Origin of the sequence: Acinetobacter sp. YH12241 (assembly GCF_013417535.1) — a bacterium.
GTDB lineage: Bacteria > Pseudomonadota > Gammaproteobacteria > Pseudomonadales > Moraxellaceae > Acinetobacter.
In genome coordinates, this window is record NZ_VPDQ01000001.1 from 138,093 (window position 1) to 163,141 (window position 25,049).

At 40.8% G+C, this 25,049-nt stretch carries 25 protein-coding genes; 15 read left to right on the top strand and 10 right to left on the bottom strand.

The annotated features are described in order from the left end of the window. Positions 1–136 precede the first annotated feature (136 nt). Complete coding sequence (locus FTV18_RS00680; protein WP_039902450.1) at positions 137–649, bottom strand: hypothetical protein; 513 nt, start codon at positions 647–649, stop codon at positions 137–139. Between the two features lie 408 nt (positions 650–1,057). Between FTV18_RS00680 and FTV18_RS00685 the strand changes: the two genes are divergently transcribed. Next, positions 1,058–2,692 carry a PglL family O-oligosaccharyltransferase gene (locus FTV18_RS00685; RefSeq protein WP_180016580.1) on the top strand — a complete coding sequence of 545 codons (1,635 nt, stop codon included), beginning with the start codon at positions 1,058–1,060 and terminating at the stop codon, positions 2,690–2,692. Between the two features lie 49 nt (positions 2,693–2,741). Here the strand turns inward: FTV18_RS00685 and bfr are convergent, their stop codons facing one another. From bfr to FTV18_RS00700, 3 genes are all read right to left on the bottom strand, one after another. After that, positions 2,742–3,206, bottom strand: a complete 465-nt coding sequence (gene bfr / locus FTV18_RS00690; protein WP_180016579.1) for a bacterioferritin — start codon at positions 3,204–3,206, stop codon at positions 2,742–2,744. A gap of 226 nt (positions 3,207–3,432) precedes the next feature. Continuing rightward, positions 3,433–3,627 (bottom strand): bacterioferritin-associated ferredoxin, encoded by a 195-nt coding sequence (locus tag FTV18_RS00695; RefSeq protein WP_004787097.1) that lies wholly within the window; start codon positions 3,625–3,627, stop codon positions 3,433–3,435. A 218-nt stretch (positions 3,628–3,845) separates the two neighbouring features. Then, positions 3,846–4,229, bottom strand: coding sequence for a RidA family protein (locus FTV18_RS00700; RefSeq protein ID WP_004787096.1), 384 nt, complete (start codon positions 4,227–4,229; stop codon positions 3,846–3,848). Between the two features lie 131 nt (positions 4,230–4,360). Here FTV18_RS00700 and FTV18_RS00705 point away from each other — a divergent pair, with 131 nt between their 5' ends. After that, on the top strand, positions 4,361–5,419 hold the full coding sequence (locus FTV18_RS00705; protein WP_004787095.1) for an RNA-guided endonuclease TnpB family protein: 1,059 nt from the start codon (positions 4,361–4,363) through the stop codon (positions 5,417–5,419). Between the two features lie 73 nt (positions 5,420–5,492). On the opposite strand, the gene FTV18_RS00710 is transcribed toward FTV18_RS00705, so the two are convergent. From FTV18_RS00710 to gmk, 3 genes are all read right to left on the bottom strand, one after another. Further along, positions 5,493–7,598, bottom strand: coding sequence for a bifunctional (p)ppGpp synthetase/guanosine-3',5'-bis(diphosphate) 3'-pyrophosphohydrolase (locus tag FTV18_RS00710; protein ID WP_180016578.1), 2,106 nt, complete (start codon positions 7,596–7,598; stop codon positions 5,493–5,495). 217 nt (positions 7,599–7,815) lie between these two features. Then, positions 7,816–8,097, bottom strand: a complete 282-nt coding sequence (gene rpoZ, locus FTV18_RS00715; protein WP_004650579.1) for a DNA-directed RNA polymerase subunit omega — start codon at positions 8,095–8,097, stop codon at positions 7,816–7,818. 77 nt (positions 8,098–8,174) lie between these two features. After that, positions 8,175–8,798 carry a guanylate kinase gene (gene gmk / locus FTV18_RS00720; protein ID WP_004787090.1) on the bottom strand — a complete coding sequence of 208 codons (624 nt, stop codon included), beginning with the start codon at positions 8,796–8,798 and terminating at the stop codon, positions 8,175–8,177. Positions 8,799–8,933: 135 nt separating this feature from the next. Here gmk and ispH point away from each other — a divergent pair, with 135 nt between their 5' ends. The 12 genes from ispH to rplS all read left to right on the top strand — a co-directional run bounded on the left by ispH (position 8,934) and on the right by rplS (position 19,778). Beyond that, the gene (gene ispH / locus FTV18_RS00725; protein ID WP_180016577.1) at positions 8,934–9,884 is read left to right on the top strand and encodes a 4-hydroxy-3-methylbut-2-enyl diphosphate reductase; all 951 of its coding nucleotides are present in this window, start codon (positions 8,934–8,936) and stop codon (positions 9,882–9,884) included. A 162-nt stretch (positions 9,885–10,046) separates the two neighbouring features. Then, positions 10,047–10,493: a GspH/FimT family pseudopilin gene (locus tag FTV18_RS00730; protein WP_180016576.1), complete on the top strand. Its 447-nt coding sequence runs from the start codon at positions 10,047–10,049 to the stop codon at positions 10,491–10,493. Continuing rightward, entirely contained in the window at positions 10,493–11,002 is a 510-nt protein-coding gene (gene pilV / locus FTV18_RS00735) for a type IV pilus modification protein PilV (RefSeq protein ID WP_180016635.1), read from the top strand. Before FTV18_RS00730 ends, pilV begins: the two co-directional genes overlap by 1 nt. A 1-nt stretch (position 11,003) precedes the next feature. Continuing rightward, the gene (locus FTV18_RS00740; RefSeq protein WP_180016575.1) at positions 11,004–12,023 is read left to right on the top strand and encodes a PilW family protein; all 1,020 of its coding nucleotides are present in this window, start codon (positions 11,004–11,006) and stop codon (positions 12,021–12,023) included. Further along, complete coding sequence (locus tag FTV18_RS00745; RefSeq protein WP_180016574.1) at positions 12,020–12,787, top strand: pilus assembly protein PilX; 768 nt, start codon at positions 12,020–12,022, stop codon at positions 12,785–12,787. The genes FTV18_RS00740 and FTV18_RS00745 overlap by 4 nt, the downstream gene beginning before the upstream one ends. Positions 12,788–12,802: 15 nt before the next feature. Further along, positions 12,803–16,528, top strand: coding sequence for a PilC/PilY family type IV pilus protein (locus tag FTV18_RS00750; protein ID WP_180016573.1), 3,726 nt, complete (start codon positions 12,803–12,805; stop codon positions 16,526–16,528). Between the two features lie 10 nt (positions 16,529–16,538). After that, positions 16,539–16,985, top strand: coding sequence for a type IV pilin protein (locus FTV18_RS00755; RefSeq protein ID WP_180016572.1), 447 nt, complete (start codon positions 16,539–16,541; stop codon positions 16,983–16,985). After that, a complete protein-coding gene (locus FTV18_RS00760; RefSeq protein WP_180016571.1) occupies positions 16,979–17,473 on the top strand; it encodes a type IV pilin protein in 495 nt (164 codons plus the stop codon). Before FTV18_RS00755 ends, FTV18_RS00760 begins: the two co-directional genes overlap by 7 nt. Before the next feature lie 142 nt (positions 17,474–17,615). After that, entirely contained in the window at positions 17,616–17,873 is a 258-nt protein-coding gene (rpsP, locus tag FTV18_RS00765) for a 30S ribosomal protein S16 (protein ID WP_004826436.1), read from the top strand. A gap of 21 nt (positions 17,874–17,894) precedes the next feature. Continuing rightward, on the top strand, positions 17,895–18,443 hold the full coding sequence (gene rimM, locus FTV18_RS00770) for a ribosome maturation factor RimM (protein WP_004787070.1): 549 nt from the start codon (positions 17,895–17,897) through the stop codon (positions 18,441–18,443). Positions 18,444–18,485: 42 nt separating this feature from the next. Further along, complete coding sequence (gene trmD / locus FTV18_RS00775) at positions 18,486–19,235, top strand: tRNA (guanosine(37)-N1)-methyltransferase TrmD (RefSeq protein WP_180016570.1); 750 nt, start codon at positions 18,486–18,488, stop codon at positions 19,233–19,235. A 171-nt stretch (positions 19,236–19,406) separates the two neighbouring features. Continuing rightward, on the top strand, positions 19,407–19,778 hold the full coding sequence (gene rplS, locus FTV18_RS00780; RefSeq protein WP_004787066.1) for a 50S ribosomal protein L19: 372 nt from the start codon (positions 19,407–19,409) through the stop codon (positions 19,776–19,778). A gap of 523 nt (positions 19,779–20,301) precedes the next feature. Here rplS and FTV18_RS00785 read toward each other — a convergent pair. The 3 genes from FTV18_RS00785 to FTV18_RS00795 form a co-directional block, all read right to left on the bottom strand. Further along, positions 20,302–21,270 carry a triacylglycerol lipase gene (locus tag FTV18_RS00785; protein ID WP_034704494.1) on the bottom strand — a complete coding sequence of 323 codons (969 nt, stop codon included), beginning with the start codon at positions 21,268–21,270 and terminating at the stop codon, positions 20,302–20,304. A 169-nt stretch (positions 21,271–21,439) separates the two neighbouring features. Further along, positions 21,440–22,450 (bottom strand): triacylglycerol lipase, encoded by a 1,011-nt coding sequence (locus FTV18_RS00790; protein ID WP_179992159.1) that lies wholly within the window; start codon positions 22,448–22,450, stop codon positions 21,440–21,442. Positions 22,451–22,955: 505 nt separating this feature from the next. After that, positions 22,956–23,984: a lipase secretion chaperone gene (locus tag FTV18_RS00795; protein ID WP_180002712.1), complete on the bottom strand. Its 1,029-nt coding sequence runs from the start codon at positions 23,982–23,984 to the stop codon at positions 22,956–22,958. Between the two features lie 153 nt (positions 23,985–24,137). Between FTV18_RS00795 and truB the strand changes: the two genes are divergently transcribed. Continuing rightward, positions 24,138–25,043 (top strand): tRNA pseudouridine(55) synthase TruB, encoded by a 906-nt coding sequence (truB, locus tag FTV18_RS00800; RefSeq protein ID WP_180016569.1) that lies wholly within the window; start codon positions 24,138–24,140, stop codon positions 25,041–25,043. Positions 25,044–25,049 lie beyond the last annotated feature (6 nt).

Genomic DNA, 25,049 nt, shown 5'->3' on the forward strand with positions numbered 1-25,049 from the left:
CACGCTCTGCTGCTTCCAAGGCTAGTTTTTGATGAACAATGATGGAACACGAATAACAAATCGACCACTATATTAACCAAGGGGATCAGTTTTTAAATGCCGTTAGGGGGGCATTTTTACACTGCCGATAACACAGCTATCTTCCTAATTTTTTAAAATAGGTTTCACATTTTGAAACGGGGCCAAAATTATATTTTAAAGCGGTATTGGCTCTAGCTGTTGCATATTCAATACTTTGAATTTCACGCTGCTGAGCGAAAACTTGAGTCGCAGGATGTAACTGTTCTGAGCAACTGGCATCATTGCTAAAATATTTTAATGTCTTGGTTTTGGAAAAATATATTGCAGCAAACAATCGCCCATCTTTAAATACAATCGCTGATGAAGCATCTAAACTGCTTCCAGACCTACCTTCATAATACAGAGCCTCATCTGTTTTCAATAAATATGGCGCTGAGTAATTGTCGAAATTAGATTGAAATTTTAGATAATCATGATTTAACAATGTTTGAAGTTGTGTTTGGATTTTTGGATTCAAAACAATTTGAGGAATTGATGAAATATCTGAATATTGAATTAAGTCTAGTTCTTGAGCATGAGTAAAAACGGAGATTGAAAAAAGTAGAAATAGATAATATTGATGCCTCATATCAAATTTATTATTTTTATGTCCATATTGACTTACTTATGGATTGTTCATTTTATATGGACACTTATGGAGTATCAATAAGGGTAAAGCCTTTTTGAGCATTCATAACATTCTCCACAAATGTTTGTTAATTTATTTATAAGCTTTGTAAGCTAATTTATAGCTTGCACAAAGTATGCCAATACATGTTACTCAATTATTTCCTATAAAATCAATAGATTGTTTGATGGATTAGAAATCTAATAAAATTACTAAAGTAAATTTATGTAATTAAGTGACAAAAAGTGTCAGTTTTTTCTGAATTTAACCAAACTAAAGCCTCTGCAATATCTTCACTAACTAAGAACAAATTACAAAAAATCTGCTTTTTGTTTATCATGTGCAGAACTTCTACCGCCTGATATTTCCATGAAATTCACGCTTGCCCTGATTGCGGCAATTCTTATCTCCCTTGCATGGCTTATGCCCGTGCATTACCGTCCATGGGTTACCTATACCGGTGAACTCTATGCCTTCTTCGCTTTATTCACGCTTGCTACCATCTGTCTAAAAGAAAAACTAAAAATTCCAGTAATGAGTTTGCCATTGCTGTTATTGGCTTGTATTCCTCTTGCTCAATTTTTTCTGGGGCAAGTATTTTTCTTTAGTACCGCCATGATGGCAGCGATTTATGTGTTTAGTTTCTGGCTAGCGAGTGTCTTGGGCTATAACTTATGTATAGGAAACAATAACCGAGAAGAAACTTTTACTCATTTAAGCTATGTATTCTTGGTATCAGGCACCATTACAGGTTTAATTGCCTTGTGTCAGTGGACGAATCTGGATTCAGTCTTGCCGGGCATGGTCAATATCAGTGGTAATCAGCGTCCTTATGCCAATTTCGCTCAACCCAATAATATGGCGACTTTTTTAGTCATGGCATTAATGAGCTGCCTTTATCTGTATGAAAAGAAAAAAATCCAGACCAAATGGCTATTTGCCTGCGCTGCTGTAATTATCATGGGAGTGGCGTTAAGCCAGTCACGTACAGCCTGGGTGGCCGCGATCGCAATTATGTTGTATTTAGCATTTTACCAATATAAAGGCATTATTCGCCTGAAATGGGTTTACAGTACCGCTTGGTTCATTTTCTTTGTTGCCTGTATTGTGGCTTTTCCATTGCTAAGTCAACTGGCAACACAGGTTATGGATGCCCAGGTGGTACAAAGCCGTGATGTAGTTGCTCGTGCAACAGGCGATATGTCTCGTTTAGCGATCTGGCAGCAAATGCTAGCAGCAATTCAGGCACACCCATGGTTCGGATATGGCTGGTATCAGACCAGTGTCGCCTTTGTCTCGATCAGTGATACAGTGCAGGGTCCAGTCTGGATTCGCAGTGCACATAACTTTATTATTGATTTCTTACTATGGAATGGACTGCTTACTGGTCTGCCTTTCTTGGCTTACTTCGGTTATTTAGGTTATCAGCTACAAAGATGGGTGAAAACTCCTGAGTCGGTCATTGGTATATTGATGATTGGAGCTTTTCTTACCCATGCCATGTTTGAGTTTCCTCAGCATTACGCCTATTTCCTTTTACCGGTTGGGTTTATTATTGGTACGGTTCTAGCACAAAATCCAAATATCAAAACCGTGACCTTGCCTTCTATAGCGATGAAACTCATTTTTGGATTTGGGCTGCTGTTATTGATTGCGATCTATCGGGATTATGATGTCGCTGTGCCAAAACTCGGACAAAGTATTCGTTATGAAAAGCAGCCGGAAAAAATCACTAATGAAAAACCGATTTATCTGCTGACTGAGTTTAATCATCGGATTGCCTGGATTCGTCTGAATCCTTATAGCAAAGTCTCTGCTGATCAGATTCTGGAAGGTGAACAGATGGTGTTAACTTACCCGACCAAATATAACCTGATCAAATATGCCAAACTTTTAGCTTTTAATGGCTATGAGGTGGAAGCCAAGCACCAGCTGCAGCGTTTAAAAACCATTCAGAAAACTGAAATAAGTTATGAAGAATTAACGCAGGATGTACCTCGCTAAATACAAAAAAGCCAGCAGATGCTGGCTTTTTCTTGGCTTAACTTTAAGTTTAGAGCTGACTTTGAATATAGTTTTCGATATCAATACTTTCGATCAGATCAATCTGCGTTGTCGTCCAGTCCAGATATTCCTCTTCTTTTTCCAGAATTTCTCGCACTAAATCACGAGTCACATAATCCATCTGTGTTTCTGCTAAAGCCACAGTCTGCTGAATGACTTCAATATTCTCTTTTACTTTGCGTACATCACAGTGCAGTACTTCTTGTGTATGCTGGCCAATATATAATTTGCCAAGATGTTGTAGGTTTGGTAAGCCTTCCAGAAATAAAATACGTTCAATGATTTTATCGGCGTGCTTCATCTGGCGGATGGATTCTTTATATTCTGCTGAACCCAGTTTTTCAATGCCCCAGTCATTAAACATGCGTGAATGCAGGAAATACTGGTTAATCGCTGTAAGGTGGTGATACAACACCTGGTTCAGCTGATTAATTACATCACGATTACCTTTCATCGTATCACTCCATATAGCCTGTTGACCCATTTATTACTATGGGTTTTTGATTAACTTATCTTAAATCAATCGAGCAAACAATGGCGAGTAATTTATTGAACTGCAAATGAAAATCGCAATCAAAAAGCTTCAGATGAAATATAAAGCAATAAAAACCCGCCAGAGTCAGAGGCGGGGGAGGAGTAATAATACGAGACCATTAATTTTATAATTATCGTTATCCGCTTTAGGCAGCAACCGCTAGCCGTGCAGCAATCTGGGAAATTTCATCACTAATGATCATACGGGCTTCTGGAGCACAACGGCCACAACACGTCCCTAGATCAAGCATTTCGCGTACATCACGGTAACTTTCGGCGCCATTTGCAATAGCATCTTTAATGTCTTGATCTGTAATGCCACGGCATAGACAAACGTACATAGGATACAACCACAGTGAATAAATAAGATAAGAGATATTATTGATAATTGTTATCGTTTGTCAATAAAAATCATTTGAAATAGCTTTTATTGTGATTGGTGATTTAGATAAAAAAATATCACTCAAGCAAAAATCCGATTATTGCTCGGGTTTTTGCTTGAGTGATTCATGATTGCAAACGAAATATAGAAGCTTAGGTGTTACATAAATTTTAAAAATTATTGCTGAATGATGACTACGCCATCCATCTCGACCAGAGCATCTTTCGGTAGGCTGGCAACACCGAGTGCTGCACGTGCTGGATAAGGCTGGGCAAAATATTCACCCATAATCTGATTCACCAGCTGGAAGTGCGATAAATCAGTCAGATAAATATTCAGTTTGGCGATGTCTGCCAGAGAGCCACCGGCCGCTTCGCAGACGGCTTTTAAATTATCGAATACACGGCGAATCTGTGCTTCAATGCCTTCAACCAGTTCCATGCTGTATGGATCTAAACCTATTTGACCAGATAGATACAGGGTATCGCCCACAAGAATGGCTTGCGAATAGGTGCCAATGGCAGCAGGGGCATTTTCAGTATGGATTACTTGGCGGAACATTAATTTCTCCTTTTATCAAATGGAGCGTAAAACTCTGTCCTTCAGGGCAGAGATATAAGCGATACGACATAAAATGTCGTTGAATTTTTTAAAATCAACACCTTTAATTTAACATGATCTAAAATAAGCTCATGAAAACACTTAAATTACGCATAAAAGACAAACATTGCAAGGTGCTAGACCAATTAGCATCTGAGGTGAACTTTGTTTGGAATTATGTGAATGATTTGAGTTTCAAACACCTGAAAAGAACAGGTGACTTTTTCTCAGCATTTGATATGACTCAGTACACAAAAGGAACTTCAAAATTGTGTGGTTTGCATAGTCAAACAGTGCAAGGGATAACAGAAGAATATGTTGATAAAAGAAGACAACACAAGAAAGCAAAGCTGAAATGGCGTGTGAGTAACAAGAAGTCAGCAAGACGTTCGCTTGGTTGGATACCATTTAAAAAAGTAGCGATTAAATATGCTGATGGATATGTGCAATACGGCAAGCAGAAATTTAAGCTATGGGATAGCTACGGCATAAGTAAATACAGCGTGAGAACAGGCTCATTCGTTGAGGATAGTCGTGGGCGCTGGTATGTGTGTCTTGTTGTGGACTCACCTAAACAAGACAAACCAACGGCAACTAAAGCGATTGGTATTGATCTTGGTCTAAAAGACGTTGCCACCTGCTCAGATGGTACTGTAATTTCAAATCCTAAGTTTTACCGTAATTACGAGCAGAAATTAGGGATTGCTCAAAGAGCAAGAAATAAAAAACGTGTACGTGCATTACACGCTAAAATTGCCAATTGTCGTAAAGACCATTTGCATAAAGCAAGCACTCTGCTTGTGAAAGAAAATGCACTGATTGTTGTAGGTGACTTAAGTGCGAGCAAACTTGTAAAAACCAAGATGGCGAAATCTGTTTTGGACACAGGATTTTCAGCACTGAAAACAATGCTCAAGTATAAATGCGAGAACGCAGGGGTATTGTTTGAGGAAGTCAGTGAGAAATTCACAACCCAAATCTGTTCGTGCTGCGGTGAAATCACCTCTAGCAGTCCCAAAGGCAGAACAGATTTGCGAATAAGAGTATGGGAATGTGAGTGTGGAAGTATAAATCATCGTGATTTAAATTCCGCTAAGAACATACTTGCGCTTGGGCATGAGCGTCTAGCAGTAGGAATCCGCTTGCTTTAGCTGGAGGATGTCAACATCAACATACATCATATTAGATCAATTCAACTGACAAAAGCATTATCGTTTTAAATGATTAACTGGCTTTAGAGGTTTCAGCAATATTGAGCGACTGTTCTAAGCGGGTAATACGTGGAAAACCAAAATGCATGCGTAAATCACGAATAATCTTGGCAATCTGTTTACGGTTATGCACCACAATATTTACATAAGTTTTGCCATCATAATTACGTACCATCTCTACACCAGTATGACCTTTACGACATTGATAAATCAGATCGGAAATCTGTTCATCGTCCATGGCTTGATCAATACAGAGGTAGGCGGTAAAGCTGACATCATCCAGATCTTCAGTCGTCCATTGTAGAGGCATAATATTTTCAGGATGCATATGTTGTTCCTGTAATAAATTATGGCAACGGGCACGATGTACAATTAGGCCACGACGAGTCAGATGACCTTGAATTGGATCACCAAGTACCGGGTTGCAGCAATGTGCGTATTTAACATCTACACCTTCTGTACCCTGAATAAGGCGACCTGAACTATTTGCATTTTGATGCTGGTCATGTGCGAATAAATGATTGGCAACCAGTTGTGGTAATAAATCACCTACAGCAATCTGTTCAAATAGTTGCTCTTTAGTGGGAACATGACGCCATTCCAGTACATTTTTCCAATCAGCTTCGGTCAGATCACGAATAGAACATTGGAAAAGTTTTAAGGCGCGGTTGAGGGCCTGTTGACCCACAAGGCGCTGTTCATCAATATCCTGATCACGCAGGATATTCTGAATCGCACGACGGGCTTTTTGGGTATTAATAAAACTGAGCCAGTCCGGGTTTGGGGTAGCAAGAACATCGGTGATGACTTCAACCACCTGACCACTCAATAATGGCGTAGAAAGTGGCTTGGTTTCGCCATTAATTTTGGCGCCAATAGCATGGTTACCCAAGAACAGGCTGGCAGCATAGGCAAAATCAACAGCAGTCGCACCTTGCGGTAATTCATGCAGATGACCGTGAGGGGTATAAACCCAAATTTTTTCCTGATGTAGATAATCCAGTAATTCACTGAACGTAGTCTTGGCACATTCGCCATCAACGAGTACGTTCAGGTTTTGCATGGATGCCTGAATTGCAGAACGGCAGGCTTGAGGGGCATTTTCGCCCAGTACAACACCAAAGCGCGCAGCTTTGCGCATTAGTTCAGTTTGAATAGTCAGCGATAAAGTAGTCTTTTCACCTTTTAAGCGCATAGTTAAAGACTGGTTGCCGCCTGGAAGGGGGCGACGGATATTATCCTGATAATTTTGAACCGTAAAACTCTCAGTCAGAATATCTGCAAGACGGTCACAGTCGGCAATACTCTGTAAGATAATTTCAAATGCGTGGCTATGCGTAAGTTCCTGCAGATCAATATCATTTTTTACAAAATGGCGTAATAGTTCGATATTATTATTTTTCTTTTTAACTCGACCTTCAATCGCATATTGCTGTAGTAGTTCGTTAAGTTTCTGTTCCCATTTGGCCTGATATTCACAACGTTTAGGCTTGGTTTCTAAAAGGGCAGCCTGGACATCATTGTACATATCCAGATCCAGATTCTGATAACACAGATGTTCCAGATTATCTGCCATTTCATTCATGCCGACCAAGCGTGCCATTGGAACGAAAATTTCAAAGGTTTCGCGGGCAATACGGGCGCGTTTATCCGGGCGTAATGCTTCCAGCGTAGTCATGTTGTGATAGCGATCTGCCAGTTTCACAATAATGACACGTGGATCCTGTAAAGTCGCTTGCAGAATTTTACGGAAAGAGGCTGCTTTATTATATTCTTTATCACTGGAATGGCTGAGCTTGGTGACACCATCAACCAGCTCTGCAACCGTGCTGCCAAATTTTTCAGTAATGTCATCTTTATTGAAGTCGGTATCTTCAATGACATCATGCAGCAGCGCTGCCATTAAGGTTTCAGTATCCAGACGCATATGGGCAAGAATGCAGCTCACCGCGATAGGGTGCAGGATATAGGGTTCACCACTTTTACGGGTAATGCCATCATGGGCAATATCGGCATAATCACAGGCCGCAAGCACACGTTCGACATCGCTTTCACTTAAATACGCGTCGATAATAATTTTTAACTGTTGCTTAGCTTCACTGACCTGTGGGCCTGGCATAAAACACCTTTAAAACTGGATTTTTTAACGAATAAAACAGAGAAAGCTCGTATGAAATGTATAACATAAAGTAGGTCAGTTTTTTCATATCAACAAGTGAAAAATTTATACTGACTTTAGAGCTAACCCTTATGTTATAACCGTTCTGCGCAAAATATAAAAGTCACAGAACAAAAAAAGCCTAGTTTAAAACTAGGCTTTTTGGAATGGTTTATTCTTATTGGAAAGAAAAACCATCTAAATTTAGATTATTTGCAGAAAGAGCAAGGTCTAAACTCGAAGTTTGATAATCTTGATCACGTTGTTTCAAAATATCTTTTGATACATGACCTGCAGCGATTTCACGTAAAGCAACTACAGTCGGTTTGTCATTGTCCCATTCTACAGTTGGTTCAATGCCTTGACGTGCCAATTGACGCGCGCGTTTGCTTGCCACTAGTACAAGCTCAAAGCGGTTGTCTACATGGTCTAAACAATCTTCAACGGTTACGCGTGCCATAAGAATTCTCGTTTTGAATAGTAAATTTCAACAGACTGCACAGTATAAAATGCTTTGTCTGGAGACTCAAGTTTTAATCACTGTTCGCTTGGAGTAATTAGAGCCTGGATCAGTTTTTCATGACGGGTTGCTTGCTGGGAAAGGACCAGACGATTGGCAATAATCACAGATTCAAGATCATGTAATGCCTTATTAAAGTCATCATTGATAATGACATAATCAAAATTGACATACTGCTGCATATCTTCGACTGCACAGCTAAGACGGTGTTCAATCACTTCAACAGAGTCTGTACCACGGTTGGAAAGACGCTGACGCAAATCAAACTGGCTTGGCGGAAGAATGAAAATCTGTTTAGATTCAGGAAAAAGTCGACGAACTTGTTGTGCACCTTGCCAGTCAATTTCAAGTAATACATCATGACCTTTGGCAAGTTGTTCTTTTACAGTCGCTTGTGCTGTGCCGTAATAATTGCCAAAGACTTCGGCATATTCAATAAAACCACCTTCCTCGACCAGGTTTAAAAAGTCTTCTTTAGTCGAGAAATGATAATGTACGCCATCGAGTTCGCCAGGTCGTTGACCGCGTGTCGTATGAGAAACAGAAACATGAAGATTGTTGACGCGTTCAAGTAATGCTTTAACGAGGGATGTTTTGCCCGTTCCAGACGCTGCAGAAACGACAAACAAGAGACCCGACATGATATTTTTCCTGATATGATAAAATATCTTCTCTATTTTAGAGTAGACCGGCTTTAAACTAAATAGTTGTATGTCGATTGTTTTACATTTATTTCAATTGTAGCGCCATAAATTGAGTGAGTATTGAGGATTTCTATGGAAATTGTTTTAGCTAACCCGCGTGGTTTCTGTGCCGGTGTAGATCGTGCCATTGCGATCGTGAACCGTGCCCTAGAATGCTTTAATCCACCCATTTATGTGCGTCATGAAGTGGTCCATAACAAATTTGTCGTAGATGATTTACGTCAACGCGGTGCAATCTTTGTCGATGAGCTAGATGAGGTGCCAGATGACAATATCGTGATTTTTAGTGCACATGGTGTGTCTAAAGCTGTACAGCAGGAAGCTGAACGCCGTGGTTTAAAAGTCTTTGATGCGACCTGTCCATTGGTCACTAAAGTACATATTGAAGTGACTAAATATGCCCGGGAAGGGGTAGAAGCGATTTTAATTGGCCATGAAGGCCATCCGGAAGTTGAAGGCACCATGGGGCAATATGATAAAAATAATGGTGGTGACATTTATCTGGTCGAAGATGAAGAAGATGTTGCTGCTTTAACAGTTCGCAATCCTGAGAAAGTTGCTTTTGTAACTCAAACGACTTTATCGATTGATGATACAGCGAAAGTCATTGATGCGCTTCGTAAAAAATTTCCGAATATTCAAGGTCCACGCAAAGATGATATTTGCTATGCAACACAAAATCGCCAGGATGCTGTACGTGATTTAGCTGCACGTTGTGATGTAGTGTTGGTTGTAGGATCACCGAATTCATCAAATTCAAATCGCTTGCGCGAACTCGCGGAACGTATGGGGAAGGCGGCTTATCTGGTTGATAATGCAGATGAGCTCAAGCAGGAATGGTTTATCAATATTTCTAAAATTGGGGTAACTGCAGGTGCTTCTGCCCCGGAAATTTTAATTAAGCAGGTGATTCAGCGGTTACAGGATTGGGGTGCACAGGCATCAAAAGAACTGGATGGGCGAGAAGAAAATATTACATTTAGTTTACCAAAAGAGTTACGTATTCCTGTAACACAGGCTTAAATTGCTAACTATTTAACAATTTATTTTTTATTAAAAAATAAACAGATAGCTATAATATGACAGTTATCTGTTTTTTTATGCCTTTTATCTACTCTGTGTAGGTTTTGTAAAATTTATAGATATTATTTTTAATAGGGTAAAATTTTGGAGTTGGGGAAGAGTGTGCAAAAGAATAAAGGTTTTACGTTAATTGAGCTCATGGTGACGATTGCAGTACTAGGGATTATTGCAACGATCGCTGCGCCTTCTTTTGGGAATATGCTGACCCAACAAAATTTAAAAAAAAGCACTAATGAATTGATAGGTGTTTTACAACAGGCACGATCAAAAGCGGTCCTAGAGCGAAGAGATATTAAAGTTGAATTGCAATCTGCTGAGACCACAACCTTAGTTGCCAATACTGAAACTACCTTAAATTGGATGCCTTATGGTTCAACCATTTTGATATCAGGTAGCGATAACGAAATTACCTATGGGTTTAATGGTGGGGTGGTTGGTGCAACGACTGATACTACCTTTACTTTATGTGGTAATTCAGGTGGGACATCTCAAACCATTACAGTCTCGAAGATGGGAACAATTCAACAAGTGGTGAAGGGTACATGCTGATGAATCAAATAAATAACCAACAGGGTGTAGGTTTAATGGAAGTACTTGTTGCCTTGTTTATTTTAGCAGTTGGGGTAATGGGATTTATTGCACTTCAATATCGAGCTGTAGAAGCTACTATAGAAAGTGGGGCCCGAATTCAAGCCATTAATTTGGGACGTGATTTAGCTGAACGTATGCGTGTCAATCGTGGTGCAGAAAATGTTTATAAATACCAATTAAATACAGCTGGAAAACAACTAGAACGTTCCAAAAACTGTTTCACTTCAACCAATTGTACAAGTACTGACTTCGCGGATTTCGATGTATCTGAAATTTCAAAAAAAGCACGTTCAATAGGCATGATGATTAATTATTTACCCTGTCAAGGTAATAATGATGACCGTCATTGTATTTATGTGGCTTGGGGAGATACTGCACCTACGCATGGGGCTGATGGTGAAGGCAACTGTACATCGAGTACCGCTTATGATCCAGCCTCAACATGTTTGATTATGGAGGTCTACTAAAATGAATAGACAGGTAGGCTTTACTTTAATTGAATTAATGATTGCTTTAGCACTTGGTTTAGTGATTAGTGCTGCAGCGATGATGTTATTTTTAACAGCATCGAGAAGCCAAGCATTACAACAAGGTCAGGCAAGTTTACAAGATGATGCTAACTTTGGTTTAAATGCGATAGTGCAAGATATTCGCTTAGGAAATTTAAATACTGTTCAGTCCAGTATTAATGATTTGACAACCTATGGCGGAATTGTTTTTCGGTCAAGCGCTAATAAGGTAAATGTAAGTGGTATTGAGAGAGCAAGTTTACCAATCTCACTCACAGGGAATACAGTTGTTGTCAACTTACTTTCAAGAAGCCATGGTGATACTGCGGGAAGTGCGCCTCAATGGACAGGAGTTTCGAATGTCAACACCTATTCTAGTGATCAGCTGACGATTCAATACGTACCACAATATATTAAAGATGATGATGATTGGTATGGTGGTTATGATTGTGAAGGACAGGATTTAACTTTTCCTGTTGAAGATCCAGGTGATGGTAAGCCTTTTGGTCGCCAAGTTATTGTTCAACGCTATTTCTTACGAGTAGATGATAATAAAAATACCAATGAGCCTAATGCTCCATTGGCACTTGCTTGTGATGCTGGGCATTATTCCTTAGATGGTGATCCTACAGCGATTACTAGGTTTGGTGATGCGGGGCAGATTATTTTAAAACGTGCTGATTACTTCAGAGTACTTTATGGTATTCAAAATGGCACCAATTACCGTTATGTCGATGCCAAGACTTATTTGGCTTTGCCAAGTCCACGACCACGAATTTTATTGGTTCAGTTGGGTATTTTAGGGCGTTCTAATCAATCAGTTGGTAATGATAGTTCCTTTTCAGACACGCAATCTTTTCAAGTTTTAGACCAAACGGTAACAGTGAAAAAACCTGCAACCAACTCTCCAAAATATTCTCGTCAAGTCGTAACACAAACAGTTGCTTTAAGAAATACATTTGGGGAGAGAGGGCAATGATCAAGAATCAACGTGGTGCAACTTTAATTGTTGTCCTTCTTATTTTAGTGGCCATTATTGTGATAGGAACACTTGCTGTGAGACAGGGCTTAGTCTCATTGGGGATTGCAACCAATAGTCAAGCACAACAATTGTTATTGCAAAACTCTGATGCTGCATTTTTCAATGTGGAAAGAGAAGACAATATTATTCAGGCGCTGAGTAGTAGCGGGATGTTTGGTTACATTAGTGGTGCCGATGATCGGGAAAAGGAATTGGTGTTTTGTTATCGCGGTGCAGAACCTAGTTTTTTTGATATTAGCCGGGCAAGTATCATTTATTGGAAAGCGGGTACAACTGTACCTACAAATAGTGAATTCGGTACCGAGGGTTACTGTGATGCAAGTAAAAACAGTTTAATCAACTTTTTTACAAGTGGTCGAAAAGCAGTGATGACTCAGGTCGCAGTTAAATTCGCTAGTATTTCTCAAAATGATCCATTTTTTGGTGCACAGTTCGGGACAGATGATGAAGCCGTTAAATTTGAACGCAGTAAGTCTGTAAAAGTATTTGCTGTTTCTGTCATGCCGAACCTGACATCTGCATCGAGTACTGAAATTAATACGTGTTTGCAAAATCGTATGAGTGAAGTATCGATTCCTGAGGGAACGGATGTAAGTGAAACAGCAGCGAGTACAAAGACGGTTACTGAATGCTTAAGTGATTTAAATGTCCCATTTACTTCTTATGTGACTGAATATGTCATTGTGCAAGACTTTGTATAGATTTGGAGTAATGAAATGAAACAACAAATACATAATTTTCTAGGTTCATGTCGTTATAAAGTGCTTGCTGCAAGTGTTGCTGCATTGTCAACGGCACTGATCACGACAAGTGTGACACAAGCAAGTGATATTGAGATTTATCAAGATGCGAAGTCGGGCGATGTTACCTTGATGTTTATGCTTGATATTTCAGGAAGTATGACAAATAAGGACGGTACAACAACTTCACGCATGGATAAAGTTAAAGTGGCTATGCGTGATTTGTTAAATGGAAATACAAGTAAAGGTATAACAAGATTGGGTGATGATAAAATAATCGGTTTATCGACGTTAGGTGCAAGGTTGAATAATACCGATTATAATGCTGGCGCAGTTCTAGTAGATGCGAAAAGTTTAGGTTATAAATATACAGAAGGAAGCAATATAGGTAAGACACATAGAGAGGTCTTACTTGCTGCTATTAATAATTTAACTGCGACTACAAACACGCCAACAGCAAGATCATATGCTGAAACCATAGCCTATTTAATGGGTACTACGACAAAACCTTCAGGTATTTATCAAAACTATTTTGGGAGGAAATCCGTTTTTACAAATTATTATGCAATGTGTACTGATTGGAACAGTAGTAGAAACTGTATTAATTGGGAAGGATGGTATCAGGGGAATGTACCTAGTATATATACCAATACAAGTTCGGGTAAGATTGATGGTTACTCTGGTTCTTATTATTCAGGTAGTCATATTGCTTCAGGTTTTGATTTTTCAAGTGATAATGTTAAATCAGGAAGTAGTTACCTCTCTCCCTCATCCTTAACTCAAACAGATGAAATTAAAAAATGTAGTGGACAAGGAATTTATGTTCTCACTGATGGAGAGCCTAACCAAAATGCAGGAACTCCAATTACAGCTAGATTAGCTCTTAATAACTCTAATTTTACTTGTAATAATAGTAGCGATGGTTGGGATTGTACTAATAAGTTAAACGAAGCGCTGCTAGATCCTCAACAAAACCCAAAAGGTCTAAAATTTAAGACTGCCGTTGTTGGATTTGGTAATAGTTTTAATAATGTAACTTCATATGATTCTACAAAGACTCAACAACAAAACTTAGCAGCCTTAGGCGAGATTAATAGTGATGTGAAAAGAGCTGCTCGATGGGGAATTTTAGGTGAAGGTGGTTGGTATTCTGGGAATAGCTCGCAAGATGTTGTTGATAGTGTAAATGAGTTTATTAGCAACCTATCCAAAGATATTCCATCTGTGACGACAGGTTCTCCAACTGTACCGCGTGATGCATTGAATCCAGCAGAGTTGCAGGACGATGCTTACTACCAAACTTTCCAACCCACACCAAATACTAATTACCAGCTATGGGTAGGTAACTTAAAAAAATATAAAGTGGGTGTTGGCGGTGTATTGAAAGGTAGAGGTAATGCAGATGTATTTAATGATAATGGTAGCTTAGTAGAACCAACTTATAATGACAATGGTAATATTACCAATGCAACCTATGATTTCTGGTCTAAAGCGATTGATAGTTCGGTAGCTACTAGTGATGAAAATACAGTAGGGAGTCGTAAGTTTGCGGCTCGTGGTGGTGCTTGGTCTCAATTGCTATTGGGGGCTAAATCTGATAATCAAACACCTCAACGTAAGTTATTAACGAACCGTAAAGCTGTTGGCTCGGGAGCTTCAGTTGAATTTGGAGGAAGTAGTGATCTTCGCCAAGTTCAACTCTCAGATTTAACAGATTCTCCTTATAAAAATGATTCGAATCGTGGTCATCTGGTTTCATTATTAGGCTATAACATAGATGTTGATAGCCCGCCAACATCTATTTCAAATTTAATTGCACAGCCGACATTACGTCAGGTTGGTGCAGTTATGCACTCCTATCCTGTACTTGTCACAAACAAGGGGAAATTAAATTATAACTCAACTGCTAAATTGATGGAGTCTACCAACAGGGAAGATTATATTTTATTCGGAACAACACAAGGTTTGCTCCATGTGGTTGATGCAAATACGGGAGTGGAAAAATTTGCTTTTGTTCCTAATGAAATGGTGAATAATCAGAAAGATGCCTTCAGGTTATCAAGTGTAACTACCGGTGGTCTGCAAAAAATGTTTTATGGAATTGATGGCCCATGGACGCTTGATACACGTTATGTGGTAGATAATTCAGGTGCTTTAACAGTAGGTGCAGGTCGAACTTCTAAGCAAAAAGGTTGGCAAATCGCATATGGTGGTCTGCGCATGGGGGGGCGTAGCTATTATGCACTTGACCTCAGTGATATCGATACTCCAGCATTAAAGTTTCATATTGATCCCGAAACTCAAAAAGTCTATAGCGGATCATCAAGCAAAACATTCTCACAGTTACAATATATGGGACAAAGCTGGTCAAAACCTTCTATTGCATGGGTAAATTGGGGAGGTGTGCGTAAACGAGTTATGTTTGTCGGGGGGGGGTATGATGCAGGTGGTGTAGATGGAGATGCGCGTACTAATGGCGTTAAAGGAACTTATGCTGGCTACGAAGATCATAATTACAACCAAACTAATAAAATAGGTGCGGGTGTCTACATGTTCGATGCCGACAACGGTGATTTATTGTGGTGGGCGAGTGCCAATGCATCAAGTACTTCAGGGGGAGCAACAGACAATGGTGTCATTGCAACCGAATATGATGCATTAAAATATAGTGTGACAAGTCAAATCCGTACTGTTGACCGTGACGGTGATGATTTAATTGATCATATTTACTTTGGAGATTTAGGCGGCCAATTATTCCGAGTTGATTTTGATAATACTCAAACGACTAAGGAGGCTGTGCCTAAGACTCCGGTGCTTTTACTGAATTTAAATGATGCCGAGAAAAGCCCGCGTTTTTATGATACGCCAAGTTTCTCTTTATATAGTTCAAGTGGAGAAACATTCGCACTGATTTCAATAGGTAGTGGTAATCGTAGCCAACCATTGCAGGATTTTTCTGCTGGGGACAGTAGTTATGATTACGATGCGATTTACAATATTTATGATAAAGATGTAGCTCGTCGTGATCTGTTTAATAGAGCGGCAACTGCGCCACTTAAAACTGAAAATATTAAGAAAAAAGAATTAGGGGAAATTACGGATAGTAATCGGTTCTCAACCACTACTCCTGTTGCTCCTTATTCATCTAAAGGATGGTATTACCGATTCCAAAATTGTACTGCTGGTGTAAAGCAATATGATAAGGACGGTAAATTAATACCAACCAAATGTGATTCTTATAAAAAACAAAGTGAAAAAGTATTTGGTACGCCACTTGCAATGAACTACAAACTGTATGTTTCTACATTTGATGCAAGTAAACCCGGTATTTCGGGTGACTGTGGTGCTGGTGTGAAAGGCGAGAGTATGATTACCGCCTTCTGTTTGCCATATGGTCAATGTAAAGAGCAATTAATTGATGCGCGTGGTGTGATTGGTGTTGGGATCCATACGGTGACGGTAGGTGGCCAAGATGATGGAGGTGGTAGTGAATGTCAAGGTGATGATTGTCCACCTCCTGTGACATGTGGTGATGAAGCATGCCCACCTGAAGCCGAAGGTGATTCGAGTGCGAAGAACTATTGTATTGAAACGAGTGGCCGTATTGCACTGACTGTCACAGGCGGATTTGGTGGAGGAGAAGCAACAGAAATGTGTCTAATTCCTCAGCGTTGGTATGAAAAATTGGCGCGTAAAAGCTAATAGGTGATCTATGAATTTAAATATTTCACCGACCAAGGGCTTCACTTTAATTGAACTGATGGTGGTGGTGGTAATTGTTGCGATTTTCGCAGCAATTGCCATTCCATCCTATCAGTCAATGGTTCGACGTGGTCAGGCAGCACAGGCTCAAGATCAGTTACAGCAAATTGCCATGGCACTTGATAAGCATAAATCACGTAATTTTAGCTATGAAGGTTTTAGTATACCCACGGACTTAACCGTGCTTCCTAAAGGGGCAACTGGATCTGCAATCAGATATAATTTTAATTTGGTTGCGGGATCAACAGGGCAAACTTGGGTACTCACAGCTGAAAGTAAAGATACCCAAAATTATAGTTTTCTAATGTCAAGTACAGGTCTACGTTGCAAAAATCTTAGATGGGACAAAATTGATACCACGACCTTGACATGTGGTGCGGGGCATGAAGAATGGTAGATAAAATAAAAGGCTTTACGCTGATTGAACTGATGATTGTAGTTGCAATTATTGGTATTTTGGCTGCAGTAGCATATCCTTCATATCAAGAACATGTACGTAAAACAAAACGTACAGAAGCACAGTCTGAGCTTCTCGATATTGCACAGAGACTACAAAAATTTAAGATCGCAAATTTTGCTTATATCGTTTATGAGCCTGATGAAAATGATCCAACGAAAGAAAATCCAAAGCCTGTCACATTATCTGATATTAATCATACTGGGAACATTCCGAACCAAGGGGATCCACTTTATAATGTTAGTTTAGAAGATGTAGGTTTAACAAGCTGGACGCTGGTTGCTACTCCTGTAGTAGGCTCAATCGTTGCTAATTATGGCGTATTTTGTTTAAATCAGCGTGGTGAGAAATTTTGGTCAAAAACCACCAGTACTGCAGCTTTGTGTAAAGCGGGATTATCTGCTACCTCCAACTGGGACGGACGCTAACTAAATTCAAAATTGTGGATAACCAACTTTTGATCTTTCATTCAGGGCAAACTTCGCGTAAAATATTGCCCTCTATGAAAGGGGTTTGAAGTGTTCCGGTGGTCGGTACATGAATAATCCGTAAAAACTATAAGGTTCTATCATGGTTGTTATTCGTCTTGCACGCGGTGGTGCTAAAAAACGTCCGTTCTATCAAATCATTGTGACTGATAGCCGTAATGCACGTGACGGTCGTTTCATCGAACGTATCGGTTTCTTCAACCCTACAGCTCAAGGTAAAGCAGAAAAACTTCGTTTAGATGCTGACCGTTTTGCTCACTGGGTTTCTCAAGGTGCTCAACCTTCTGAACGTGTTGCTTCTCTAGCTGCTCAAGCTAAGAAAGCTGCAGCTGCTGCTTAATTTTAAGGTAGCAGGTAGCCCATGACACCAACACAGAATGTTCCCGAAGATCGTATTCAGATTGGACAGTTACGTTCAGCATATGGATTAAATGGGTGGCTCTGGGTCTATTCCAATACAGAACCTATGAGCAACATATTTGACTACCTTCCTTGGTACATTGAGACCAAAGCAGGATGGCAAATTGTCGATGTAAAACGTTGGAAACCACATGGCAAAGGCTTGGTTGTTTCGCTAAAAGGTGTGAGTGATCGTACCGCAGCAGACGGTCTGGTGGGTGCTAATGTCTGGATCTCTAAATCGCAACTGCCTCAACCAGGTGTGGACGAGTATTATTGGTCTGATTTGAAAGGTCTAACTGTATTAGGTCTGGATGAAGAAGAACAGGAAGTGAATCTCGGTCAAATCCATGAAATGTTTGAGACAGGTGCTAATGATGTGATGGTAGTTCGCGCTACTGCTGACAGCGTCGATGGCGAAGAGCGAATGATTCCATGGCATAAAGATGTGGTACAGCGAGTTGATCTCGAAGCTGGTCGTATCTACGTTAATTGGGGCGTAGATTATTAATCCTCAACAGGATTAACGCAGCAGGAAAATGAGGAGTCTGCGGTGTTCTTTGCAGTCATTACGCTTTTTCCTGAAATGTTTGAAGCGATTACAGCCTACGGTATTAGCGGGCGCGCAGCGAAGCGTGATTTGATACAAATTCATTGTATTAATCCACGAGAATTTGCTGAAGGGAACTACAAACGGGTGGATGAACGTCCATTTGGTGGTGGTCCCGGTATGGTGATGATGGCTGAGCCTCTGGCGAAAGCAATAAACCGTGCCAAAGAGCTTGCAGCGCAAGCGGGAGCAGTTCATGTTCCTGTGGTGTATATGTCACCACAAGGAAAAACCTTAAATGAACCTGCGGTACAAGACTTCGTTAAATATGACGGATTGATTGTACTGTGTGGACGTTATGAAGGTGTCGATGAACGTTTGATCCAGAAATATGTTGATCAGGAATGGTCGATTGGAGATTACGTGTTGTCGGGTGGCGAGCTCCCTGCGATGGTTTTATTGGACAGTATTATCCGGAGACTTCCGGGTGCAATGTCAGATGAACAATCACACGTGCAAGACTCATTTGTGGATGGTCTTCTAGATTGCCCACAATATACCAAGCCAGACCATTTTGAAGGGATGGATGTACCGGATATCTTGAAATCGGGACATCATGCCAATATTGAAAAATGGCGGTTTTTGCAGCGGTATCAGCGCACTTTGGAACGCCGACCTGAGTTGGTGGAAAAAGTTGAACTGACCAAGCAGCAAAAGAAATGGCTAAAAGATTTAAATAGTGGCAACAACTAAACCTGTTGTCCTAATCTGTATTTAAGCAATGTTGTTTAAATATTTAAAATAGGCTCTTTATGCATTGAAGCGGTCAAGCATAAAGGGAAAGTCAATCGGGTCTATGCGATTCAGCCTCTATACCCAGCGATGATCAGACCTCTTCTGACTCGCACATATTGGAGATACCCCATGAGCGGTAAGCATCCTTTAGTACAAGCTGTTGAAAATGCTCAGCTTAAACAAGACATCCCAGCTTTTGCACCAGGTGACACAGTAGTTGTCCAAGTAAAAGTAAAAGAAGGCGACCGTGAACGTCTACAAGCGTTCGAAGGCGTTGTCATTGCTAAGAAAAACCGTGGTCTGAACTCTGCGTTCACAGTACGTAAAATTTCTAGCGGTGTTGGCGTTGAGCGTGTATTCCAAACTCACTCTCCAATCGTTGCTAAAATCGAAGTGAAACGTCGTGGTGACGTTCGTCGTGCTAAACTTTACTACCTACGCGAATTGTCTGGTAAAGCTGCACGTATTCGTGAAAAATTGCCAGCTCGTAAACAAGGTTAATTTTAGCCTTGCTTTTAAGCAAAAAAATGCGCCTTTGGGCGCATTTTTTTATGTTTGCTTTTATCTGGATTTATTCGAAATGTTCCTGCAAAGGCAAGATCATGGCATCCAAAATATCCAAGAAAATTTTATGAATAAACATCAGGAATAATACAAAATATCCCCAAGACTGGAATCCTGCATTAAAAAGTTGAATGCAAATAAAACATTGTGTGATAGCCAGTAAAATACTGATCCATACATTTGCGATAATATGTCGATGACAAGAGGGACAATAATAAGGCTCATATTTTTTAAATTGAAAAGGATTAATCACTTTTCGTTTGCAACAGGGGCAGGTTCTTTTAAATCTGTTTTTGATTTCTATAGAAGGTATCTGCATTTATTTTATTTCACAGTTCTTTTTATATTTGATGAATATTTTATATGCAGTTTAATCATGATTAACAAGTAAATTTTAAGAAAAAATTTAGCGAAAAATAAGATGGAAAAAGCCTCTGGATGAATAGAGGCTTGTGTAGCTCTATAAACCTTGCAGTTTTAAGCGGTTGGCATGCTGGCGATAAACATCGACTGGGTCTGGAGCAAAGACATTTTTTAACCCGAGTAGCTGGTTCACTTCGTCCAGGTGGTTCCAGTTGTAGTTATCCCGAATGGTTTTACCGAATTTGGCACTACAGCGGGAGACCAGACCATCATTTTCCTTGCCGCCATCAATGAGCAGGGCTGTAACTTTGAGTGCTGAATCAGGATCGAGCGGGTTGGTAACTTGGCCTACACCTGTGAATGAATAGTTGTAGATACCTTTTTGTTGATATGCACCTTCACCACAGGTGGTAGTCGGCATACCAATGGGATATCTCTGATTAAAGTTCGCAGAGCCCAATGCCGTTAAACTGCTGCCACCCGCAAGTGAATCATGCGGATAAGAGTTTGGGTCCAGGCCTTGAGCCCAGGTAATGGCTTTAGAAACCAGATTTATTGTGCCGACCAGTGGCGCTTCAATAGCAGTCCCTTCAGCTTTTAGAATCAGGTCTGCAACCGGTGAACCTTTGTGCGGTGCACCTACTGTGGTTAATGAAGCCACCAGTTTAGGTTCTGAACCGGCCACATAACGAATTGTTGGGCCACCATGTGAGTGTCCGATCAGATTAACTTTATCTGCTCCGGTAATTGCGGCAATTTCCTTGACCTGCTCCAAAAGTTGTTCACCGCGAATTTCAGATGAGTTAAAAGGGGAGACTCGCGTTGCCCAAACATTCGCACCATTACGGGCCAGATCAGGTAAAATCTGATACCAATAGTCCAGTCCAAACTGGTCAGTGCCAACCCGAATGAAACCCGCCATGCCGTGTGAAAATACAATCGGATATTTGGTTTTGGCATATTGTGAACTGGCTTTCGCCGTCACCTGACTGGCCTGGGTAGAGGCATGAGCCGTAAAGCAGGCCGCTGCCATGAGCAGACCTGTCGTTAATACTCCATATTTCATCATTATTTCCTCATTCTTGTTGTTGTGTTAAGGCGATCCTCGCCATAATGTGGGGAATAGCCAGCTGAAAAGCTGACCCATTAAGCGTTTTGAGTGTTTTATCTCCCTATTTTTTTAAGTGAAAATAACGAAAAAGCCCTTATATCCGCAGATAGAAGGGCGATGAAAATTATAGATTCTGAAGTTTTAAACGATTGGCATGTTGACGGTACATCGCCACCGGATCCGGAGCAAACAGGCCTTTAAGACCAAACATCATATTGGCCAGATCGGTATGGTTCAGCTTGTACTGGTCATTAATCACCTTACCAATGAATGCACTACAACGGGCAACCATGCCATCGTTGTCTTTATTGCCGTAAGATAAAGGGCCAAGCTGCATCAGGATGGTATCGATATCCAGTGCATTGGTCGCTTGAGCCACACCGGTCCAAGAATAATAATAGATACCGTTACGGTCTTTTGATTTCAGGTTCTTATTACAGTTTTCTGTGGAGGCTAAGACACCATCCTGCACCATCTGTTTGGCCACGCTGGCATTAAAAGAGCTGGAGCCAGTTTGGGTCAGGGATTTCATGGATGCATCGAAATCAATTTCCAGTTCAGGTTTGAACTGTCCCAGTGCGATCAGTGGCCCAATAATATAATCACCGAGAACATTAAAAGCAGTGCGGGTAAGAGTATTGTTCTGAATATCATCGGCCACTTTAGAGCCATGATAGGTGCCTGCAACCCCCGTAATGGATGCAATCTGCTGCGGTCGAGTCGCTGCCACATAGAGTACAGTCGGGCCACCATGGGAGTGACCGATGAGATTGATTTTTTCCTTCCCTGTAATTGCCAGCACTTCATCGACCTGATGAATGAGCTGTTCACCACGGTGGGTCGTGGTATTGGCAGGCGACAATTGGGCGGCAAACACGGTAGAGCCATTACGAGCCATATCCGGCAGAATCTGATACCAGTAATCTAAGCCAATGGTATCAGTACCTATGCGTTGCCAGCCTAGCCAGCCATGCACCATCAGAATAGGATATTTGGTTTTGGCATAGTCTGATTTGGCTTTTTCAGTGACCTGAACTGCACTTGCTGCCGCCTGGGTTTGTGTTGAAAAGCCAAAACCGAGGCCTGCTGCCAAGGAAAGCGCCAGCATCTGTGTTGTTTTAATAAAAGTACGCATAACCGTTCCTTTGTTCATTTTATTGTTATAAAAAGCAATCATTGCTCGGGAGTATTGATGCACGATAAATATTGAAGTTGGATGTCTCGATCGTGCAGACCTAATCTTCAATCACGCGCAAAAATTATTATTTTGAAGCAGAAGCATTTTTTCATGCTGATGAGCCAATTCCATGTCATTTCGGGCCATGCCCGATGAGCATTTATGAGTCCATAAATTTGCAATTTATATACGTATGTATTTTATTGTTAACTCCTTGAAATATAAGATTGATGAATGTTTAGGTTGAAATAGTTAGAAACAAATAACAATGTTAAAAAAAGTAATCAGCCCAAGAAAATCAAGGCTTTCAGAGAGAAATGGCTCTGTTAAACTCTCAAAATAGAGGGTCAGCGTTACTGTTTTTATATAAGAGATGAGACAAAAAAAAGGGAATAAGAGAAGATATTCGACACCGTAGCAGTACTGTGTAGCTACGGCGTCAATGAGCAATTTTAGCTGAAAATTAATTGGCAAAGGGTAGGGTCCCACCCTGATCATGTACCTGTTCAAATGTACCTACACGAAGCCGTTCTTCAGGGCGCTGGAAATGTTTCTGACGCAACTGATCAACTGCCTGCTGTTTGGCATTTTCACTCAGGCCACTTTTTAGGATGTTATCGCGCTCGCCCAAGTAACGCGTCACACTGGATTTCCAATTCGCACGTTCATCATCAAGTTTTTCCAGACGTTGGGTTGCTTCAGGACCGACCAGATTCAGGCGCATCTGACGGATTTCTTCCGCAGAACCACCCCGGGCTTTAATATCAGCGGTGAGTTTACGCAGATCTTCCAGTTTATTCAGTTGCTCCAGATTTTCTTGCCAGTCCTGCGGTAACTGCGCAAACAGTTCTTTTAGCTTCTGGGCTTTTTCTGCTTCGCTCAGCTTTTTATCCGCCATGACTGCCATCCGGTCTAAGGTATATTCATGATAGGTATCTTCAGTGCCAAACAGTCCTTCAATTTCATAATCAGAGAAAAAGCGTTTACGCAGGTTCTGGGTGCTGGCATAGATACTGCGGTAGTAAGCTGGATCTTCTTGATCCAGACCTGCAGGTGGAGTCAGTTCTCCCAAACCTTGACGATACTGGATATAACGATCCCAAAGATCCAGAACTTGTGAGAGTGCAGGATCCTGATAATTTTGTTGAATATAGGCTTTAAAATCTCGCTGGATTTGTTCGAGGGTTTTTTCCCCATATTGGGTAATAAAATATTCAAAACAGTTACGGGTCTGTTCATTGACAATCAGGCGATTGCTGGCATCCATCTGCATCTGGCAATTAATTTCCGTATCCTGCTGGCTTGGACTCAGGAATATGTTATTTACGGGGCCATTGGCCAGTGCTGCTGCCTGCTGAGCACTGCTTTCATTGGTGGATTGCGGGCCTGAGACACGTGCCTGTGCTTCATCCCTGGGCGCAAGCCATAGAATCAGGGTAATCAAGCACAATACGATGAGCGCAATCACGATCCATAGTTTATATTTCTGCATATCCTATGCACCTTTATTTTAATTATCGGATTATTTTAAATTTTGCATTCGGCAGAATAGGAGATATTGCACCTTATATGCTGTAGAAAAGTTGTAAATAATTGGCTGGGGTTTTACCATTGCGCCAATTTATAAAATGTCTGACTTTTTGCCATGAAATCCTCATCTCCTAAAATTCAGCGTCGTCATATCAGCGGTGTATTTCTATTAAATAAGCCTCTAGGCATCAGCTCGAATGCTGCATTGCAAAAAGTACGCTGGTTATATCGTGCGCAAAAAGCTGGACATACTGGTGCACTAGATCCCTTGGCCTCCGGTCTTTTACCGATCTGTCTGGGTGAGGCGACCAAGTTTTCGCATTATCTGCTGGATTCAACCAAGCGTTACCAGACCACAGTTTTTCTAGGACATAGCACCACCACAGGTGATGTCGAAGGAGAGATTCTGCTGGAAAAACCAGTCCCTGAACTGAATGAAGAGTTGATTCAGGAGACAATTGCCAAGTTTGTCGGTGAGATCCAGCAAGTGCCACCGATGTATTCGGCTCTGAAAAAAGAAGGTCGTCCGCTGTATGAGTTGGCACGTAAGGGTATTGAAATCGAACGTGAAGCACGTCCAATTACCATTTATGCAATTGAGCTTTTATCTTTGACTGAAAATAGTATTACGCTGGATGTGACCTGTTCTAAAGGCACTTATATCCGGGTACTCGGCGAAGATATTGCCAAAGCACTCGGTACTTATGGTCATCTGACTTATCTGCACCGGATTCAAACCGGTCATTTTGACCTTATTCCAAGCTATACCATTGAATATCTGGAAAGCTTGACTGAGGCAGAACGTGAAGCACTATTACTGCCAGCTTATGCACCGGTACAGCATTTCCCGCAGATTCAGGCACCGGAAGGCCGTGCAGAATATTTTAGCCGGGGTATGGAAAGTAATATAGACCATTCGGCAGAGCCACAGGTGCTGGTTTTTGATGGCGAGAAATGCTTAGGCCTGGCTGAAATCACAGATAAAAAACGTCTGGTACCCAAACGTGTTCTTAATCTCTAGGCGCGT

Bases quoted from the DNA above. Each gene is read 5' to 3' on its own strand.
- FTV18_RS00680 (WP_039902450.1), bottom strand. From the start codon at position 649: ATGAGGCATCAATATTATCTATTTCTACTTTTTTCAATCTCCGTTTTT.
- FTV18_RS00685 (WP_180016580.1), top strand. From the start codon at position 1,058: ATGAAATTCACGCTTGCCCTGATTGCGGCAATTCTTATCTCCCTTGCA.
- bfr (WP_180016579.1), bottom strand. From the start codon at position 3,206: ATGAAAGGTAATCGTGATGTAATTAATCAGCTGAACCAGGTGTTGTAT.
- FTV18_RS00695 (WP_004787097.1), bottom strand. From the start codon at position 3,627: ATGTACGTTTGTCTATGCCGTGGCATTACAGATCAAGACATTAAAGAT.
- FTV18_RS00700 (WP_004787096.1), bottom strand. From the start codon at position 4,229: ATGTTCCGCCAAGTAATCCATACTGAAAATGCCCCTGCTGCCATTGGC.
- FTV18_RS00705 (WP_004787095.1), top strand. From the start codon at position 4,361: ATGAAAACACTTAAATTACGCATAAAAGACAAACATTGCAAGGTGCTA.
- FTV18_RS00710 (WP_180016578.1), bottom strand. From the start codon at position 7,598: ATGCCAGGCCCACAGGTCAGTGAAGCTAAGCAACAGTTAAAAATTATT.
- rpoZ (WP_004650579.1), bottom strand. From the start codon at position 8,097: ATGGCACGCGTAACCGTTGAAGATTGTTTAGACCATGTAGACAACCGC.
- gmk (WP_004787090.1), bottom strand. From the start codon at position 8,798: ATGTCGGGTCTCTTGTTTGTCGTTTCTGCAGCGTCTGGAACGGGCAAA.
- ispH (WP_180016577.1), top strand. From the start codon at position 8,934: ATGGAAATTGTTTTAGCTAACCCGCGTGGTTTCTGTGCCGGTGTAGAT.
- pilV (WP_180016635.1), top strand. From the start codon at position 10,493: ATGAATCAAATAAATAACCAACAGGGTGTAGGTTTAATGGAAGTACTT.
- FTV18_RS00740 (WP_180016575.1), top strand. From the start codon at position 11,004: ATGAATAGACAGGTAGGCTTTACTTTAATTGAATTAATGATTGCTTTA.
- FTV18_RS00745 (WP_180016574.1), top strand. From the start codon at position 12,020: ATGATCAAGAATCAACGTGGTGCAACTTTAATTGTTGTCCTTCTTATT.
- FTV18_RS00750 (WP_180016573.1), top strand. From the start codon at position 12,803: ATGAAACAACAAATACATAATTTTCTAGGTTCATGTCGTTATAAAGTG.
- FTV18_RS00755 (WP_180016572.1), top strand. From the start codon at position 16,539: ATGAATTTAAATATTTCACCGACCAAGGGCTTCACTTTAATTGAACTG.
- FTV18_RS00760 (WP_180016571.1), top strand. From the start codon at position 16,979: ATGGTAGATAAAATAAAAGGCTTTACGCTGATTGAACTGATGATTGTA.
- rpsP (WP_004826436.1), top strand. From the start codon at position 17,616: ATGGTTGTTATTCGTCTTGCACGCGGTGGTGCTAAAAAACGTCCGTTC.
- rimM (WP_004787070.1), top strand. From the start codon at position 17,895: ATGACACCAACACAGAATGTTCCCGAAGATCGTATTCAGATTGGACAG.
- rplS (WP_004787066.1), top strand. From the start codon at position 19,407: ATGAGCGGTAAGCATCCTTTAGTACAAGCTGTTGAAAATGCTCAGCTT.
- FTV18_RS00785 (WP_034704494.1), bottom strand. From the start codon at position 21,270: ATGAAATATGGAGTATTAACGACAGGTCTGCTCATGGCAGCGGCCTGC.
- FTV18_RS00790 (WP_179992159.1), bottom strand. From the start codon at position 22,450: ATGCGTACTTTTATTAAAACAACACAGATGCTGGCGCTTTCCTTGGCA.
- FTV18_RS00795 (WP_180002712.1), bottom strand. From the start codon at position 23,984: ATGCAGAAATATAAACTATGGATCGTGATTGCGCTCATCGTATTGTGC.
- truB (WP_180016569.1), top strand. From the start codon at position 24,138: ATGAAATCCTCATCTCCTAAAATTCAGCGTCGTCATATCAGCGGTGTA.